The sequence below is a fragment of the Pseudomonas sp. NPDC090201 genome (genome assembly GCF_044746825.1).
GTDB classification, from domain to species: Bacteria; Pseudomonadota; Gammaproteobacteria; order Pseudomonadales; family Pseudomonadaceae; genus Aquipseudomonas; species Aquipseudomonas putida_AD.
This window is the reverse complement of sequence record NZ_JBIVCX010000001.1, coordinates 469,618-483,877: the sequence shown is the minus strand read 5'-3', so window position 1 is coordinate 483,877 and position 14,260 is coordinate 469,618. Positions and strand designations below refer to the sequence as shown.

The 14,260-nt window shown below is 62.2% G+C and carries 14 protein-coding genes; 8 read left to right on the top strand and 6 right to left on the bottom strand.

What is annotated here, in order from left to right; all coding sequences use genetic code 11:
- Window positions 1-7 precede the first annotated feature (7 nt).
- The gene (locus ACIPOO_RS02205) at window positions 8-739 is read left to right on the top strand and encodes a sulfite exporter TauE/SafE family protein (RefSeq protein WP_400605159.1); all 732 of its coding nucleotides are present in this window, start codon (window positions 8-10) and stop codon (window positions 737-739) included.
- Here the strand turns inward: ACIPOO_RS02205 and ACIPOO_RS02200 are convergent.
- Window positions 736-1,590: a LysR substrate-binding domain-containing protein gene (locus ACIPOO_RS02200; RefSeq protein WP_274132249.1), complete on the bottom strand. Its 855-nt coding sequence runs from the start codon at window positions 1,588-1,590 to the stop codon at window positions 736-738. The two genes, ACIPOO_RS02205 and ACIPOO_RS02200, sit on opposite strands and share 4 nt — an antisense overlap.
- Window positions 1,591-1,757: 167 nt before the next feature.
- Here ACIPOO_RS02200 and ACIPOO_RS02195 point away from each other — a divergent pair, with 167 nt between their 5' ends.
- Together ACIPOO_RS02195 and ACIPOO_RS02190 are read left to right on the top strand one after the other, a co-directional pair.
- A complete protein-coding gene (locus ACIPOO_RS02195) occupies window positions 1,758-1,922 on the top strand; it encodes a DUF1127 domain-containing protein (protein ID WP_400605157.1) in 165 nt (54 codons plus the stop codon).
- Between the two features lie 183 nt (window positions 1,923-2,105).
- Window positions 2,106-3,350 carry a winged helix-turn-helix domain-containing protein gene (locus ACIPOO_RS02190; protein ID WP_400604097.1) on the top strand — a complete coding sequence of 415 codons (1,245 nt, stop codon included), beginning with the start codon at window positions 2,106-2,108 and terminating at the stop codon, window positions 3,348-3,350.
- 123 nt (window positions 3,351-3,473) lie between these two features.
- On the opposite strand, the gene ACIPOO_RS02185 is transcribed toward ACIPOO_RS02190, so the two are convergent.
- On the bottom strand, window positions 3,474-4,820 hold the full coding sequence (locus ACIPOO_RS02185) for a class II 3-deoxy-7-phosphoheptulonate synthase (protein ID WP_274132243.1): 1,347 nt from the start codon (window positions 4,818-4,820) through the stop codon (window positions 3,474-3,476).
- A gap of 212 nt (window positions 4,821-5,032) precedes the next feature.
- Between ACIPOO_RS02185 and ACIPOO_RS02180 the strand changes: the two genes are divergently transcribed.
- Complete coding sequence (locus ACIPOO_RS02180; RefSeq protein WP_400604095.1) at window positions 5,033-5,788, top strand: spermidine synthase; 756 nt, start codon at window positions 5,033-5,035, stop codon at window positions 5,786-5,788.
- A gap of 9 nt (window positions 5,789-5,797) precedes the next feature.
- Here ACIPOO_RS02180 and ACIPOO_RS02175 read toward each other — a convergent pair whose 3' ends face one another.
- Window positions 5,798-6,589 carry a crotonase/enoyl-CoA hydratase family protein gene (locus tag ACIPOO_RS02175; protein ID WP_400604093.1) on the bottom strand — a complete coding sequence of 264 codons (792 nt, stop codon included), beginning with the start codon at window positions 6,587-6,589 and terminating at the stop codon, window positions 5,798-5,800.
- Between the two features lie 416 nt (window positions 6,590-7,005).
- Here ACIPOO_RS02175 and ACIPOO_RS02170 point away from each other — a divergent pair, with 416 nt between their 5' ends.
- Window positions 7,006-8,682 carry a DEAD/DEAH box helicase gene (locus ACIPOO_RS02170; RefSeq protein ID WP_274132239.1) on the top strand — a complete coding sequence of 559 codons (1,677 nt, stop codon included), beginning with the start codon at window positions 7,006-7,008 and terminating at the stop codon, window positions 8,680-8,682.
- A gap of 215 nt (window positions 8,683-8,897) precedes the next feature.
- Here the strand turns inward: ACIPOO_RS02170 and ACIPOO_RS02165 are convergent, their stop codons facing one another.
- Window positions 8,898-9,665: a DODA-type extradiol aromatic ring-opening family dioxygenase gene (locus ACIPOO_RS02165; protein WP_400604090.1), complete on the bottom strand. Its 768-nt coding sequence runs from the start codon at window positions 9,663-9,665 to the stop codon at window positions 8,898-8,900.
- 104 nt (window positions 9,666-9,769) lie between these two features.
- On the opposite strand from ACIPOO_RS02165, the gene ACIPOO_RS02160 reads away from it, so the two are divergent.
- Entirely contained in the window at window positions 9,770-10,426 is a 657-nt protein-coding gene (locus ACIPOO_RS02160) for a thiopurine S-methyltransferase (RefSeq protein ID WP_400604088.1), read from the top strand.
- A 159-nt stretch (window positions 10,427-10,585) separates the two neighbouring features.
- On the opposite strand, the gene htpX is transcribed toward ACIPOO_RS02160, so the two are convergent.
- Window positions 10,586-11,473, bottom strand: coding sequence for a protease HtpX (gene htpX / locus ACIPOO_RS02155; RefSeq protein WP_274132236.1), 888 nt, complete (start codon window positions 11,471-11,473; stop codon window positions 10,586-10,588).
- A gap of 270 nt (window positions 11,474-11,743) precedes the next feature.
- A complete protein-coding gene (locus ACIPOO_RS02150) occupies window positions 11,744-12,955 on the bottom strand; it encodes a pyridoxal phosphate-dependent aminotransferase (RefSeq protein ID WP_074757687.1) in 1,212 nt (403 codons plus the stop codon).
- Between the two features lie 192 nt (window positions 12,956-13,147).
- Between ACIPOO_RS02150 and msrB the strand changes: the two genes are divergently transcribed.
- Window positions 13,148-13,546, top strand: a complete 399-nt coding sequence (msrB, locus tag ACIPOO_RS02145; RefSeq protein ID WP_400604086.1) for a peptide-methionine (R)-S-oxide reductase MsrB — start codon at window positions 13,148-13,150, stop codon at window positions 13,544-13,546.
- An 83-nt stretch (window positions 13,547-13,629) separates the two neighbouring features.
- Window positions 13,630-14,115: a glutathione peroxidase gene (locus tag ACIPOO_RS02140; protein ID WP_274132234.1), complete on the top strand. Its 486-nt coding sequence runs from the start codon at window positions 13,630-13,632 to the stop codon at window positions 14,113-14,115.
- Window positions 14,116-14,260: the final 145 nt, after the last annotated feature.

Below are 14,260 nucleotides of genomic sequence, written 5' to 3'. Positions count from 1 at the left end.
TGTTGTGATGTACCTGTTGTTGGGCGCGGCCATGGGCACCTTGGGCGGGCTGTTCGGAATCGGCGGCGGGCTGGTGGCGATTCCGGCGCTGGGCGTGCTGTTTGGCCTGGATCAGCAACTGGCCCAAGGCACGGCGCTGTTGATGGTACTGCCTAATGTGCTGCTGGCGCTGTGGCGTTACAACCAGCGTAACCGGATTTCCGTGCGCAATGCGATGATGCTGATCGTGCCCAGCTTCGTCGTGTCCTGGCTGACCTCGCTGTGGGCCGTGCGGGTCGACGCCCAGAGCATGCGCATCGGCTTCGTCGCGTTTCTGGTGGTGCTGACCCTGTTCAACCTGATCCAGATGTACTGGCGCAAGGGCAACGCCGATGCGCAACTGCGTCACAGCAAGTGGCTGTGGGTGCTGGGGGTAGGGTCCGGTGTGACGGCGGGCATGTTTGGCGTGGGCGGCGGGGTGATCGCGACGCCGATCCTGACCGGCGTTTTCGGCGCGACGCAGGTGGTCGCCCAGGGCCTGGCGCTGGCCCTGGCAGCCCCTGCGACGGTGATCACCCTGACCACTTACGCCTTTCACGGTCATGTGAACTGGCTGATGGGCATCCCGCTGGCCATTGGCGGCCTTGCGAGCATCAGCTGGGGCGTCGCGCTGGCCCACAGCCTGCCAGAGCGCCTGTTGCGCTCGCTGTTCTGCGTGTTCCTGGTGATCTGCGCGATCATGCTCTGCTTCAGGATCTAAAGCTTGAAGCCCTCGGCGATGTGATCGGCCAGGCATTCGGTGATCGGCGAGGGATTGTTCGGGTTGCGCAGCAGCACGATGCTGGCCGAGGGCAGTTGCGGCAAGCCCTCGTCCTCGCCGAGTACCCGCAGATCCGAGGTGATAAGGCTCTGCAGCTGGGCCGTGACCGCAAGCCCCGCGCTGACCACCGCCATGATCGCCGAGAGGCTGGCGCTGGTGTAGGCCACACGATATTCACGGCCTGCCGCATCCAGTGCGTTGCTCGCCCACAGCCTGCAGAAACAGTCGCTGTTGAACATCGCCAGCGGAATCGGCGTTTGTTCGTGTGGGCAGAATCCTGCGGCCTCAGCCCAGACGAAACGCTCCTGACGCAGGATCTGCCCGATTTCCTTCCCGGGCTCGCGGGTCACGATGCTCAGGTCCAGGTCCTGGCGTTGCAGCAACTGCGCCGATGACTCGCAGTGCACCTCCACTTGAATCAGCGGATAGGCTTGTGCGAAGCGCGAGAGAATGCCGGGCAGGAAGCGCATCACGTAATCGTCCGGCGTGCCGATTTTCACCGTGCCGACCATGTGCGGCTCGCGCAGGGTGTTGAACACTTCACTGTGCAATTTGAGGATGCGCCGGGCATACCCCAGCAGGACCTGGCCTTCAGCGGTGAGGTTCAGCACGCGGCCGTCTTTCTGGAACAGCGGGCGCTGCACGACGTCGTCTTCCAGCCGCTTCATCTGCATGCTCACCGCCGACTGCGTGCGGTTCACCACCTCGCCGGCCTTGGTGAAGCCGCCCTGATCGGCAATGGCGACAAAGGTGCGCAGCAGCTCGCTGTCGATACTTGGATAGGTGGCCATTGCATCAATCTCCCAGATGGGGTGCATCAGAAACATTCGTTGGTTTGATCTTATTCCCGGGCAGACAATCTAGCCATCCCCACTTGGAGGGCAAGACGATGAAAGGTCAAAAAGGTTATGTACTGGTACTGAAAACCCTGTCGGGTGAGTCCACCCTTGAGCGCTGGATGAAATCGGGGGTGGCCCAGGTAGCCCGCTGGCGCAAGCTGCATCACGAGCGCGCCATACTGGCGAGCCTGAGCGATGACGCCCTCAAGGACATCGGCCTGAGCCGTGCCGATGTGCTGGAGGAAACCGACCGCCCGTTCTGGGACGACCCGCTCAAGCATTGATGCGATGTCGCGGGCCCGTAGCAGCACGGCTTGCCGGCGGGGCGGTTTCAAGATCGCCCCCGCCGGCAAGCCGTGCTGCTACGGGCCCGTGTTATGCCTCACCTGATCGCACCACCCCTAAGCCCACACATGGCGGCGTTGGCCCGGATCAGGTAGCTTTGCGGATCGATCAGGAGGTTCTGAATGTCCGCAGATCTGTCGACTCAACAACTGTCCGTCAAGCAAGCACGCCGGGTAGCGCTGGTGGCCCAGGGTTTCAATGGCCGCCAGCCGCCTGCGACGGTCACTTCGCGTCACGTCACGCAACTGATCGAACGCTTGGGTGTGGTGCAGATCGATTCGGTCAACGCCCTGGTGCGCTCGCATTACCTGCCGCTCTATTCCCGCCTTGGCAATTACCCGCAGAAGCTGCTGGATCAGGCCGCATGGAGCCAGGGCCGACAACGCAAACTCTTCGAATACTGGGGCCATGAGGCCTCGTTGTTGCCCATCGAGCTGTACCCGCTGATGCGCTGGCGCATGCAGCGTGCATCCCAGGGCGAAGGCATTTATCAACAGCTGGCCAAATTCGGCCGTGAACAAGCCTCGACCCTCGCCCGTGTCCTGCAGGCCGTGCGCGACCAGGGCGCATTGGGGGCGGGCAGTATCAGCACCCGCGAAGACCGTGCCGGGCAATGGTGGGACTGGAGCGCCGAGAAGCTCGCGCTGGAATGGCTGTTCGCTGCGGGTGAGGTGACGGTCGCCGGGCGACGCGGGTTCGAACGACTCTACGATCTTCCGGAACGTGTGCTGCCGTCGCCGATCATCAATCACCCCGAACTGACCGAAGCCGATGCCCAGCGCGGCTTGCTGTTGCACGCGGTCAAGGCCTTGGGCATCGGCACCGAGAAAGACATCCGCGATTATTTCCGTCAGGATCCGGCGCCCGCCAAGATTGGACTTGCAGAACTGGTAGAAGAGGGCGCCATCGAGGTGGTTCGGGTCAAGGACTGGAAACAGCCGGCCTATATGCTGCCGAACACCAACGTGCCGCGAAAAGTCACTGCCAGTGCACTGCTTTCGCCTTTTGATTCACTGGTGTGGGAGCGGGCGCGCACCGAGCGTCTGTTCGATTTTCACTACCGGCTCGAGATCTACACCCCGGCGCACAAGCGGGTGTACGGCTACTACGTGCTGCCATTCCTGCACAACGAACGCATCGCCGCGCGCATTGACCTGCGAGCCGAGCGCGCGGCCGGGCGCCTGGCGGTGCATGCCGTGCATGAGGAGCAGCCGGGGCTGGACGAGGAGGGGATGCACGCGCTGGCCGCTAACCTGCGGCAACTGGCGAACTGGCTGGGGTTGCCAGAGGTGCTGATCAACTGCCAGCGCGCCAGTGCCGCGCGCCTGCGGGTGGCGTTTGTGGCGAAAGGGTTGGACCATTTGTAACTCTTTGATGGACGCATACCCACTGTAGGAGCGCGCTTGCCCGCGACGGCGGTTTACCTGTGACGCCTATGTCGACTGACACGACGACGTCGCGGGCAAGCGCGCTCCTACAGCAAGCGCCGGCTACCTGCGCACCTGCTTCAACGTCTCGGCGATCAGAAACGCCAGTTCCAGCGACTGATCGGCGTTCATTCGCGGGTCGCAGTGGGTGTGGTAGCGATCCGACAACCCATCCTCGGTGATCGGCCGTGCGCCGCCGATGCATTCGGTGACGTTCTGCCCGGTCATTTCGATGTGGATGCCGCCGGCATAGGTGCCTTCCGCCTGGTGCACCTGGAAGAACTGCTTCACCTCGCCAAGAATCTGCGCAAAGTCGCGGGTCTTGTAGCCGCTGCTGGCCTTGATGGTGTTGCCGTGCATCGGGTCCGAGCTCCACAGCACCTTCTTGCCTTCGCGCTCGACGGCGCGAATCAGCCCCGGCAGATGGTCGCCGACCTTGTTGGCGCCCATCCGCGCGATCAGGTTCAGGCGGCCGGGGTCGTTGTCCGGGTTGAGAATGTCGATCAGGCGAATCAGGTCGTCGGTGTTCATGCTCGGGCCGACTTTCACGCCAATCGGGTTCTTCACCCCGCGCAGGAACTCCACATGGGCACCGTCGAGCTGGCGCGTGCGGTCGCCGATCCACAGCATGTGCGCCGAGCAATCGTAGAAGTCGTTGGTCAGGCTGTCGCGCCGCACGAAGGCTTCTTCGTAGTTCAGCAGCAGGGCTTCGTGGGCGGTGAAGAAACTGGTTTCGCGCAGTTGTGGCGAGGTGTCCATGCCACAGGCGCGCATGAAGGCCAGGGTTTCGTCGATGCGGTTGGCCAACTGGCTGTACTTGTCGGACAGCGCCGAGCCCGCGATGAAGTCCAGGTTCCATTGGTGCACCTGATGCAGGTCGGCAAAACCGCCCTGGGCGAACGCGCGCAAAAGGTTCAGGGTCGCGGTGGACTGGTGATAGGCCTGCAACAGGCGATCAGGGTCCGGCACGCGGCTCTTTTCGTCGAAGCCAATGCCGTTGACGATGTCGCCGCGGTAGGCGGGCAGGGTCACCCCGTCGATGGTCTCGTCATTCGACGAACGCGGCTTGGCGAACTGACCGGCCATGCGCCCGACCTTGACCACCGGGCAGCCGGCGGCGAAGGTCATGACGATTGCCATCTGCAGCAACACCTTGAAAGTGTCGCGGATCTTCGCGGCGGAGAATTCGAAGAAGCTCTCGGCGCAATCGCCACCCTGCAACAGGAAGGCGCGGCCTTCGGTGACCTCGGCAAACTGGCGGCGCAACTCGCGGGCCTCACCGGCAAACACCAGCGGCGGATAACTGGCCAGCGTCTGCTCGACACGCAGCACGTGCTCGGCGTCAGGGTACTGGGGTTGTTGCTGGATAGGCAGGGTCCGCCAGCTGTCGGGGCTCCAGGGTTGGCTCATCATGAACTCGAAGTCAGTGCGATCGGACAGCCATGTTAGCAGCAAGCCCCGAGAATTTGCGTGACCTGCCGGGGCGCAATCGCCGACAATCCGCCGCTTATCCAGGCCGTTGTCGCGGCCCGTAGCAGTCCGGCTTGCCGGCGACCGCGTTTTTGCAGCGGCCACGCGCCTCAAGCCGTACACCCCGACCGACCATTGGCAAGAGAACAGCAATGACCCAGGAGCGTGTAGAGCGCGTGCTGGCCGAAGTCCATGATGACTTCGGCATGATCCGCGTGCTGGAAGTGGAAGACTACCGCTTCCTGGAGTTCGGCGACGCCATCGAGCAGAGCTGCACCTTCACCGCCGATCCCGCGTGGCTGGAGTACGACTACACCCGCGCCATGCTGATCGGCGCGCTGTGCCACGAAGCGCCGGAAAGCGCCCTGTTCATGGGCCTCGGCGCGGGTACGCTGACCCAGGCCTGCCTCAAGTTCCTGCCGCTGGACGACGTCGAAGCCATCGAGCTGCGTCCCGATGTGCCGCGCCTGGCCATGGAATACATGGGTCTTTCGGACGATCCCCGGCTGTACATCCGCATCGGCGATGCGCTGGAACTGCTGCCCACGGCCGAAAGCGCCGACCTGATCTTCGTCGACCTTTATACCGATACCGGCCCTGCGGTAGGCCATCTGGCGTGGGGCTTTTTGGAGAAGTGCCAGCAGCGGCTGAACCCCGGTGGCTGGCTCATCATCAACCAGTGGGCGTCGGACGACGGCAAGCCGCTGGGCGCGGCGCTGTTGCGCGGCCTCTACCACCGCCACTACTGGGAGCTGCCGGTGAAGGAGGGCAACGTGATTCTCATGGTGCCGGCCGACCTTGAGCAGACGCTGGACATCGACGCCCTGACCCAGCGTGCCGAGGCCCTGGCCCCGCAGTTGGGTTATTCCCTGCTGTCGTTGATCCAGAGCGTTCGCCCGGCCACCTAAGCCGCCTGTTCAATGGCCGGTGAAGTGCCCCGGCCTGCGTTCTATCAAGGCGCGCAGGCCCTCCTTGGCATCCTCGCTGGACATCACCTGCCTGACCTGAGCCAGCAACTGTAGCGCGGCGGCCTGCTCGCCTTCGCGCACCGCCTGGCGCGCCGAGGCCAGAGTCGCCCTGACCCCCAGCGGCGCCCGCTCGGCGATGCGCCCGGCCAGGTGCAGCGCGCAGGGCAGCAGGTCCTCCTGCGCCATGATTTCCTGCACCAGCCCAAGGCGCAGTGCTTCGTGGGCATCGAACTCATCGCCCGTCAGCAACCAGCGCATGGCGTTGCCCCAACCCGCCAACTGGTGCATGCGCAGGGTCGCGCCACCAAAGGCGAACAGGCCGCGCTGCACCTCGATCTGGGAAAAGCGGGCGTTGCTCGCGCACAGGTTGATGTCGGCGGCCAGCATCAGTTCGATCCCCAGCGTCAGGCAATAGCCCTGCGCTGCGACGATGACCGGTTTGGTGACCCTTGGCCCTGCGAAAACACCCCAGGGATCGTAGCCGCCTTCGGGCAGTTGCCAGCCATTGGCGAGGGTCGGGCCGGTGTCGGCCAGGTCCAGCCCGCCGGTGAAGTGATCACCATGGGCGAAGACCACGGCCACCCGCGCCTCTGGGTTGCGCTCGAACTCGCCGTACGCGAGGCTGAGCTGGTTGAGCATTTCCATGTCGAATGCGTTGCGCTTGGCCACGCGATCCAGCCCGATGAGCAGGATGGCGCCTCGCTGTTCCCGGGTGACGTGGCCTTTTGTCGGAGAGGTCATGTCGCAAGTTCCTGCTGATGAGTAGGAAAGGAGAGTGGGCTGCCTGACTGATCAAGATGAATCGTTTAAGCTGCTACCACCAGTAATACCGGGCACTAGAAAAATAGACAGTGGCACAGCTTTGCGCAAAGCCTGTGACACTTGGACGCAAGGTCTTATCTGGCCGAAAAAAATCCTCACATTTTTCGGCATTTCCGGTATAGTGCGCGCCGGCCTTTCATAGGGCCCTCGTCACGGTATGGTTTGTGAAGCCTTCTTCACTGGCCGGTTCGCTTGCGAACAGTCCCTGACGATCCATTCATCCATACGTTTTCGCAAATCCCCGCCGACAAAGCAGCCAGGGTGACCTTCGGGTCTTACACGGCACGCGCAGCTTTGAAGCATGGGTCTTTGCGGATGCACTCAGAGGCAGACCCATGACCCAGGAAACCGGCGGCTTCGCCGCTCTTGATCTTCACCCAAGTATTGTTGCCGCCGTAATCGCCACTGGCTACGAAGAGCCTTCGGCCATTCAGCAGCAATCGATCCCTATTATTCTTGCCGGCCACGACATGATCGGTCAGGCGCAGACAGGTACCGGTAAAACCGCAGCCTTCGCCCTGCCAATCCTGAACCGCATCGACCCGGCAAAACGTGAGCCGCAAGCGCTGATCCTCGCGCCGACTCGCGAACTGGCCCTGCAAGTGGCCACCGCGTTCGAAACCTACGCCAAGCAGATGCCAGGCGTGACCGTGGTTGCGGTCTACGGCGGTGCGCCAATGGGCCCGCAGCTCAAGGCCATCCGCAACGGCGCGCAAATCGTCGTCGCCACCCCGGGCCGTCTGTGCGACCACCTGCGTCGTGACGAGAAAGTCCTGGCGACCGTGAACCACCTGGTTCTCGACGAAGCCGACGAAATGCTCAAGCTGGGCTTCATGGATGACCTGGAAGTGATCTTCAAGGCCATGCCGGAAACCCGCCAGACCGTACTGTTCTCGGCGACCCTGCCGCAGTCGATCCGTGCGATCGCCGAGCGTCACCTGAAAGACCCGAAACACGTCAAGATCCAGAGCAAGACCCAGACCGTCACCGCGATCGAGCAGGCTCACCTGCTGGTTCACGCCGACCAGAAGACCTCTGCCGTTCTGAGCCTGCTGGAAGTCGAAGACTTCGACGCCCTGATCATGTTCGTGCGTACCAAGCAGGCCACCCTGGACCTGGCCAGCGCCCTGGAAGCCAAAGGCTACAAGGCCGCTGCGCTGAACGGCGACATCGCCCAGAACCAGCGTGAGCGCGTCATCGACTCGCTCAAAGATGGCCGTCTGGACATCGTTGTCGCGACCGACGTTGCTGCCCGTGGTCTGGACGTTCCGCGCATCACCCACGTATTCAACGTGGACATGCCGTACGATCCAGAGTCCTACGTTCACCGTATCGGTCGTACCGGCCGTGCCGGTCGCGAAGGCCGCGCGCTGCTGCTGGTCACCCCGCGTGAGCGCCGCATGCTGCAAGTGATCGAGCGTGTCACCGGTCAGAAGGTTGCCGAAGTTCGCCTGCCGGACTCCCAGGCCGTTCTCGATGCACGCATCAAGAAACTGACCAACAGCCTGGCGCCGCTGGTTGCCGACGCTGAAGCCAGCCACGGTGATCTGCTGGACCGTCTGACTGCCGACATCGGTTGCTCGCCACGTGCACTGGCCGCTGCGCTGCTGCGCAAGGCTACCAACGGTCAGGCCCTGACCCTGGCTGCCATCGAGAAGGAACGTCCACTGGTGCCGAACAGCGCGCCGCGTGGCGATCGTCCGGATCGTCCATCGGGTGACCGTCCTGATCGTGGCGACCGCGAGCGTCGTGCGCCAATGCCGCTGGCCGAAGGCCGTGCCCGTTGCCGTACCGCGCTGGGCGCGCGTGATGGCATCGCTGCCAAGAACCTGCTGGGCGCCATCCTCAACGAAGGTGGTCTGGCCCGTGAAGCCATCGGTCGCATCCAGGTGCGTGACAGCTTCAGCCTCGTCGAGCTGCCGGAAGAAGGCCTCGAGCGTCTGCTGGCCAAGCTGAAAGACACCCGCGTTGCCGGCAAGCAGCTGAAACTGCGTCGCTACCGCGAAGACTGATCAGCCCCTGTGCTGATCGTCTGAAATAAAAAATCCCCGACTGGTTCGGGGATTTTTTTTGCCTCATGGAATGCGATCCGCCGTTATCGCAGCGACGACCTTGCGACCGACCCGCCGGCAAGCCGTGCTGCTACGTGATGCAGGGTGTCATCCTTCCAGCGGTGACCACGAACCCGTAGCAGCACGGCTTGCCGGCGGGAGCGATCTCAAGACGCTCACCCAAACCGGTAGATATCCATCCCCAGCGCACCCATGGTGAAACCCTGATGCGCAATGCTGAACTCGCCACCCGCACCACGGGCGAAGTAGAGGGGCAGCAGGTGCTCGTCACTCGGATGGTTTCGCACCGCGTTCGGCGCCTGTCGGCGGTAGTCGTGCAGGGCTTCGTCGTCGCCAGCGGCGAGTCTTTCCACCATCCAGTTGCGGAATGACAGCGCCCAAGGCTCGACGCTCTCTGGCCCTGCATGCCAGTCCAGCTCGCGCAGGTTGTGGGTAATGCTGCCCGACCCGATCACCAACACCTCTTCCTCGCGCAATTTCGCCAGTGCCTGGCCGACGCGGGTCTGCAGTTCAGGGCCCAGGCGTGTTGGCAGGGATACCTGCACCACAGGGATGTCCGCCTGCGGGTACATCAACGACAGCGGCACCCAGACCCCATGGTCGAACGGTCGGCGAGTGTCCATGCGCGCAGTCAGATCTGCGTCCGCCAGCAGCTGCATGACGCGATGAGTGATGTCCAGCTGGCCCCGCGCCGGGTATTGCACGGCGAACAGCGCCGCCGGGAAGCCGCCAAAGTCATGCCAGGTTTCCGGCTGTGGGTTGCCGTTGACCAGCAACTCGTTGCTCTCCCAGTGGGCAGAGACGATCACGATGGCCTTTGGTCGGGGAAGCTCGGCCGCCAGACGTGCCAGCGCCGGGCCGCTTTCGCCGGGTTCCAGTGCAAGCATGGGGGAGCCGTGAGAAATGAACAGGCTGGGGAGCATGTCGGGAGTCCTGAGCGTATAAGATGACTGCATGATCGGGCAGATCATCGATCTAAATCTAATATAAGTTTTAGGGCTTTTTGATCGAAGTATCAGGAGTATTTATGGAGCCGCAGTTTTGGCATGAACGCTGGGCGATCAATCAGATTGGTTTCAATCAGTCGGACGTGAATCCATATCTGGTGAAGTTGTGGCCCGAGTTGAATGTGAATCTAGGTGAACGGGTCCTGGTGCCGTTGTGCGGCAAGACCATCGACATGACCTGGCTGGTTTCCCAGGGGTTGCACGTGGTGGGCGCCGAGCTGTCGGAAACGGCGGTGGCGGCCTGGTTCAGTGAAAACGGACTGACGCCGGTAATCGAGAAGCGGGGAGCCTTCAAGGTTTACCGTCACGACCATTGTGAAATCTGGTGTGGTGATTTCTTCGCGCTCAAACCGGGGGATGTAGGTCATTGCACGGCGTTCTACGACCGCGCGGCGTTGATTGCGCTGCCTGCGGACATGCGCTGGCGCTATGTCGAGCAACTGAACAGGCTGGTGGCTCAGGATTGCCGAGGCCTGCTGGTGACGCTGGACTATGATCAGTCGCAGATTCCCGGGCCGCCTTTTTCGGTCGATGAAGACGAGGTACAACAGCTGCTGTCGCCGGAATGGCGGGTGAAGATGGTCGGCGACTGGGATGTGCTGGAGCAGAGCGCCAAGTTCAAACAGGCAGGCGTGACACGCTTGATGGAATACGCCTATCGGCTGTTCCGCCGCTGATCGTAGCAGCACGGCACTGACACCGTCCCGTAGCAGCACGGCTTGCCGGCGGGGACGGACTTGAGATCGCTCCCGCCGGCAAGCCGTGCTGCTACAGAGCGGGGAGTGAAAGAAAAGGGCGACTCGAAGTCGCCCTTTCTTATCGCAGCAGCTTTGGAATCAACCGCGCCGGCGCAGGGCCTCGATGCGGTCTTCCAGGGCCGGGTGGCTCATGAACAGGCCGGCGAGGCCGTGTTTCAGGCCGCCGTTGATGCCGAAGGCGGTCAGGCTGTCTGGCATCTGTACCGGAACGCCCTGTTCGGAACGCAGGCGCTGCAGGGCGCTGATCATTGCGCCAGTACCGGCCAGGCGTGCACCGGCGTCGTCGGCGCGGTATTCACGCTTGCGCGAGAACCACATGACGATGGCGCTGGCCAGGAAGCCCAGCACGATTTCGGCGAAGATGGTCGCGATGTAGTACGCAATACCTTGGCCTTCCTCGTTCTTGAAGATCACCTTGTCGACGAAGTTGCCGATGATCCGGGCGAAGAACATCACGAAGGTGTTCACCACGCCCTGCACCAGCGCCAGGGTGACCATGTCACCGTTGGCGACGTGGCCGATCTCGTGGGCCAGCACCGCTTTCACTTCCTCGGGCGAGAAACGCTCCAGCAGGCCTTGGCTGACGGCGACCAGCGCGTCGTTCTTGTTCCAGCCGGTGGCGAAGGCGTTGGCTTCATAGGCCGGGAAAATCCCGACTTCCGGCATCTTGATGCCAGCGTCGCGGGACAGTTGTTCAACGGTCTGCATCAGCCATTGTTCGTGGCGGGTGCGTGGTTGGGTGATGATCTGGGTACCGGTGCTCATCTTTGCCATCCATTTGGAGATGAACAGCGAGAACAGCGAACCGGCGAAACCAAACACGGCGCAGAAAATCAGCAGCTGATTGAGGTTCAGGTCAACCCCGTTGGCCGCCATGAACCCGTTGAAGCCAAAAAGGCTCAGGGTGATGCTGGCAATCAGCACGACCGCAAGGTTAGTGGCCAAAAACAGCAAGATGCGCATCATGGTGTGGAGTGTCTCCTCGTGAAGAATGTGTAACGTGTTGCGGGGTATATAAGGTGATGTCGGTGGCTATTCAACCGGGCGACTATTTCAAACTGTGTCGTTTCGAGCCGCCAGGGCAATTATGGCCCATTGGCGAGAGGGCGGGGGTAGAGCGATTGGTCGCGCAGACCTGTAGGAGCGCGCTTGCCCGCGACCGCGATCTACGGGGAAATCATGTGCCTGCTGACACACCGCAGTCGCGGGCAAGCGCGCTCCTACAACAAAGCGGGGTTACTGCTTGTAGGATTTGAGGAAGTTGCCAATCCGCCCAATGGCCTGTTCCAGATCGTCCACACGCGGCAGCGTCACCACGCGGAAGTGGTCCGGCCATGGCCAGTTGAACGCCGTGCCCTGAACGATCAGCAGCTTCTCGGAAAGCAGCAGGTCGAGTGCGAACTTCTCGTCGTTGTGGATCGGGCAGACTTTCGGATCGATGCGCGGGAAGGCGTACAGCGCACCCATCGGCTTGACGCAGCTCACGCCCGGAATGTCGTTGAGCAACTCCCAGGTGCGGTTGCGCTGTTCCAGCAGGCGGCCGGGCGGCAGGATCAGGTCGTTGATGCTCTGGTAGCCACCCAGCGCGGTCTGGATCGCGTGCTGGCTCGGCACGTTGGCGCACAGGCGCATGTTGGCCAGGATGTCGATGCCTTCGATGTAGCTCTGGGCGTTGTGTTTCGGGCCCGAGATGGCGATCCAGCCGGAGCGGAAACCGGCCACGCGGTAGGACTTGGACAGGCCGTTGAAGGTCAGGCACAACAGGTCCGGCGCCAGCGAAGCGGTGCAGATGTGCACGGCGTCGTCGTACAGGATCTTGTCGTAGATTTCGTCGGAGAACACCACCAGGTTGTGCTGACGGGCGATTTCCAGCATCCCCAGCAGCACTTCTTTCGAATACACGGCGCCGGTCGGGTTGTTCGGGTTGATGATGACCATGGCCTTGGTGTTCGGCGTGATCTTGGCCTTGATGTCGTCAAGGTCCGGCCACCAGTTGGCCTGCTCGTCGCACAGGTAATGCACCGGGTTGCCACCGGACAGCGCCACGGCGGCGGTCCACAGCGGGTAGTCGGGGGCCGGGACCAGCACTTCGTCGCCGTTGTTGAGCAGCGCCTGCATCGACATCACGATCAGCTCGGATACACCGTTGCCCAGGTAAATGTCTTCGATGCCTACACCTTCGACCTGCTTTTGCTGGTAGTACTGCATCACCGCCTTGCGCGCGCTGAACAGGCCTTTGGAATCGCTGTAGCCTTGAGCGGTCGGCAGGTTGCGGATCACGTCTTGGAGGATTTCGTCCGGCGCCTCGAAACCAAACGGCGCCGGGTTGCCGATGTTCAGCTTGAGGATGCGATGGCCTTCCTCTTCCAGGCGTTTGGCGTGCTTGAGCACGGGCCCGCGGATGTCATAGCAGACGTTGGCGAGCTTGTTCGATTTGCTGAACTGCATGTGATTGATCCCAAAATATAAGGGTGCGCGCTGGATGGAAAAGGCGGACCGCTAAGCACAACGCCATCAAAATGAATTTGTATGCCTGTAAGGCCGGTGACAGACTGGCGTCAAACGAAGGCGCAATCATACGTGCCACCCGACCCGTGGAAAAGACACAGATCGGGCTTTTTCAGCTGTGGAGGTGTACCCGTGGAGAAGCTTGCGAAAACCCTTGAAGAATGGAAGCAGATGCTCGATCCAGAGCAGTACCAGGTCTGCCGCTTGAAGGCCACCGAGCGGCCGTTCACCGGCAAGTACAACAGCACCAAGACCGCCGGCGTCTATCACTGCGTGTGCTGCAACGAGCCGTTGTTCGATTCCACCACCAAGTTCGATTCGGGCTGCGGCTGGCCCAGCTTTTATGCACCGCTGGAAGGCAGCGCGGTGGTGGAGGTGCGTGACGTCAGCCACGGCATGATTCGTACCGAAGTGGTCTGCGCCAAATGCGACGCGCACCTGGGCCACGTATTCCCTGATGGTCCGCCGCCGACCGGCCTGCGCTATTGCATCAATTCGGTCTGTCTGGACCTGGTGCCCCGCCAGGCCTGATGCTCTGATATCACCGTGGATAATTCGATAGCGCGCCAATCAGTGGCGCGCTAACTTGGCGGTTTAACTCTCGAGGCATCGTCATGAGCGACAATTTGCTGAACATCCCGGTGCAGACGATCAAGGGCGAGCAAAAGACCCTCGCCGATTACGCAGGCAAGGCAGTGCTGGTGGTCAATACCGCGAGCAAGTGCGGCTTCACCCCGCAGTACAAGGGGCTTGAAGAGCTGTGGCAGCGTTACCGCGACCAGGGGCTGGTGGTGCTGGGGTTTCCCTGCAACCAGTTCGGCAAGCAGGAGCCAGGTAATGAAGGGGCAATTTCCGAGTTCTGCGAGCTGAACTACGGGGTGAGCTTTCCGCTGTTCAAGAAGATCGATGTCAACGGCAGCGCCGCCCATCCGTTGTTCGTGCAATTGAAGAAACAGGCGCCGGGGTTGCTGGGCTCGGAGCGGATCAAATGGAATTTCACCAAATTCCTCATCGGCCGCAACGGCCAGTTGGTCAAGCGCTACGCGCCGTTGACCAAGCCCGAAGACCTTGAGTCCGATATCAAAGCCCTCCTTAAGTAAACGCCCCGTAGCGGTCCGGCTTGCCGGCGTCGTCGATCATGAGGCCGCCCCCGCCGGCAAGCCGTGCTGCTACGAGTCAGCGTTCAGACTCCAATCTCGCATACGCCCACGCCCCCGTAGCAGCACGGCTTGCCGGCGGGGGCGA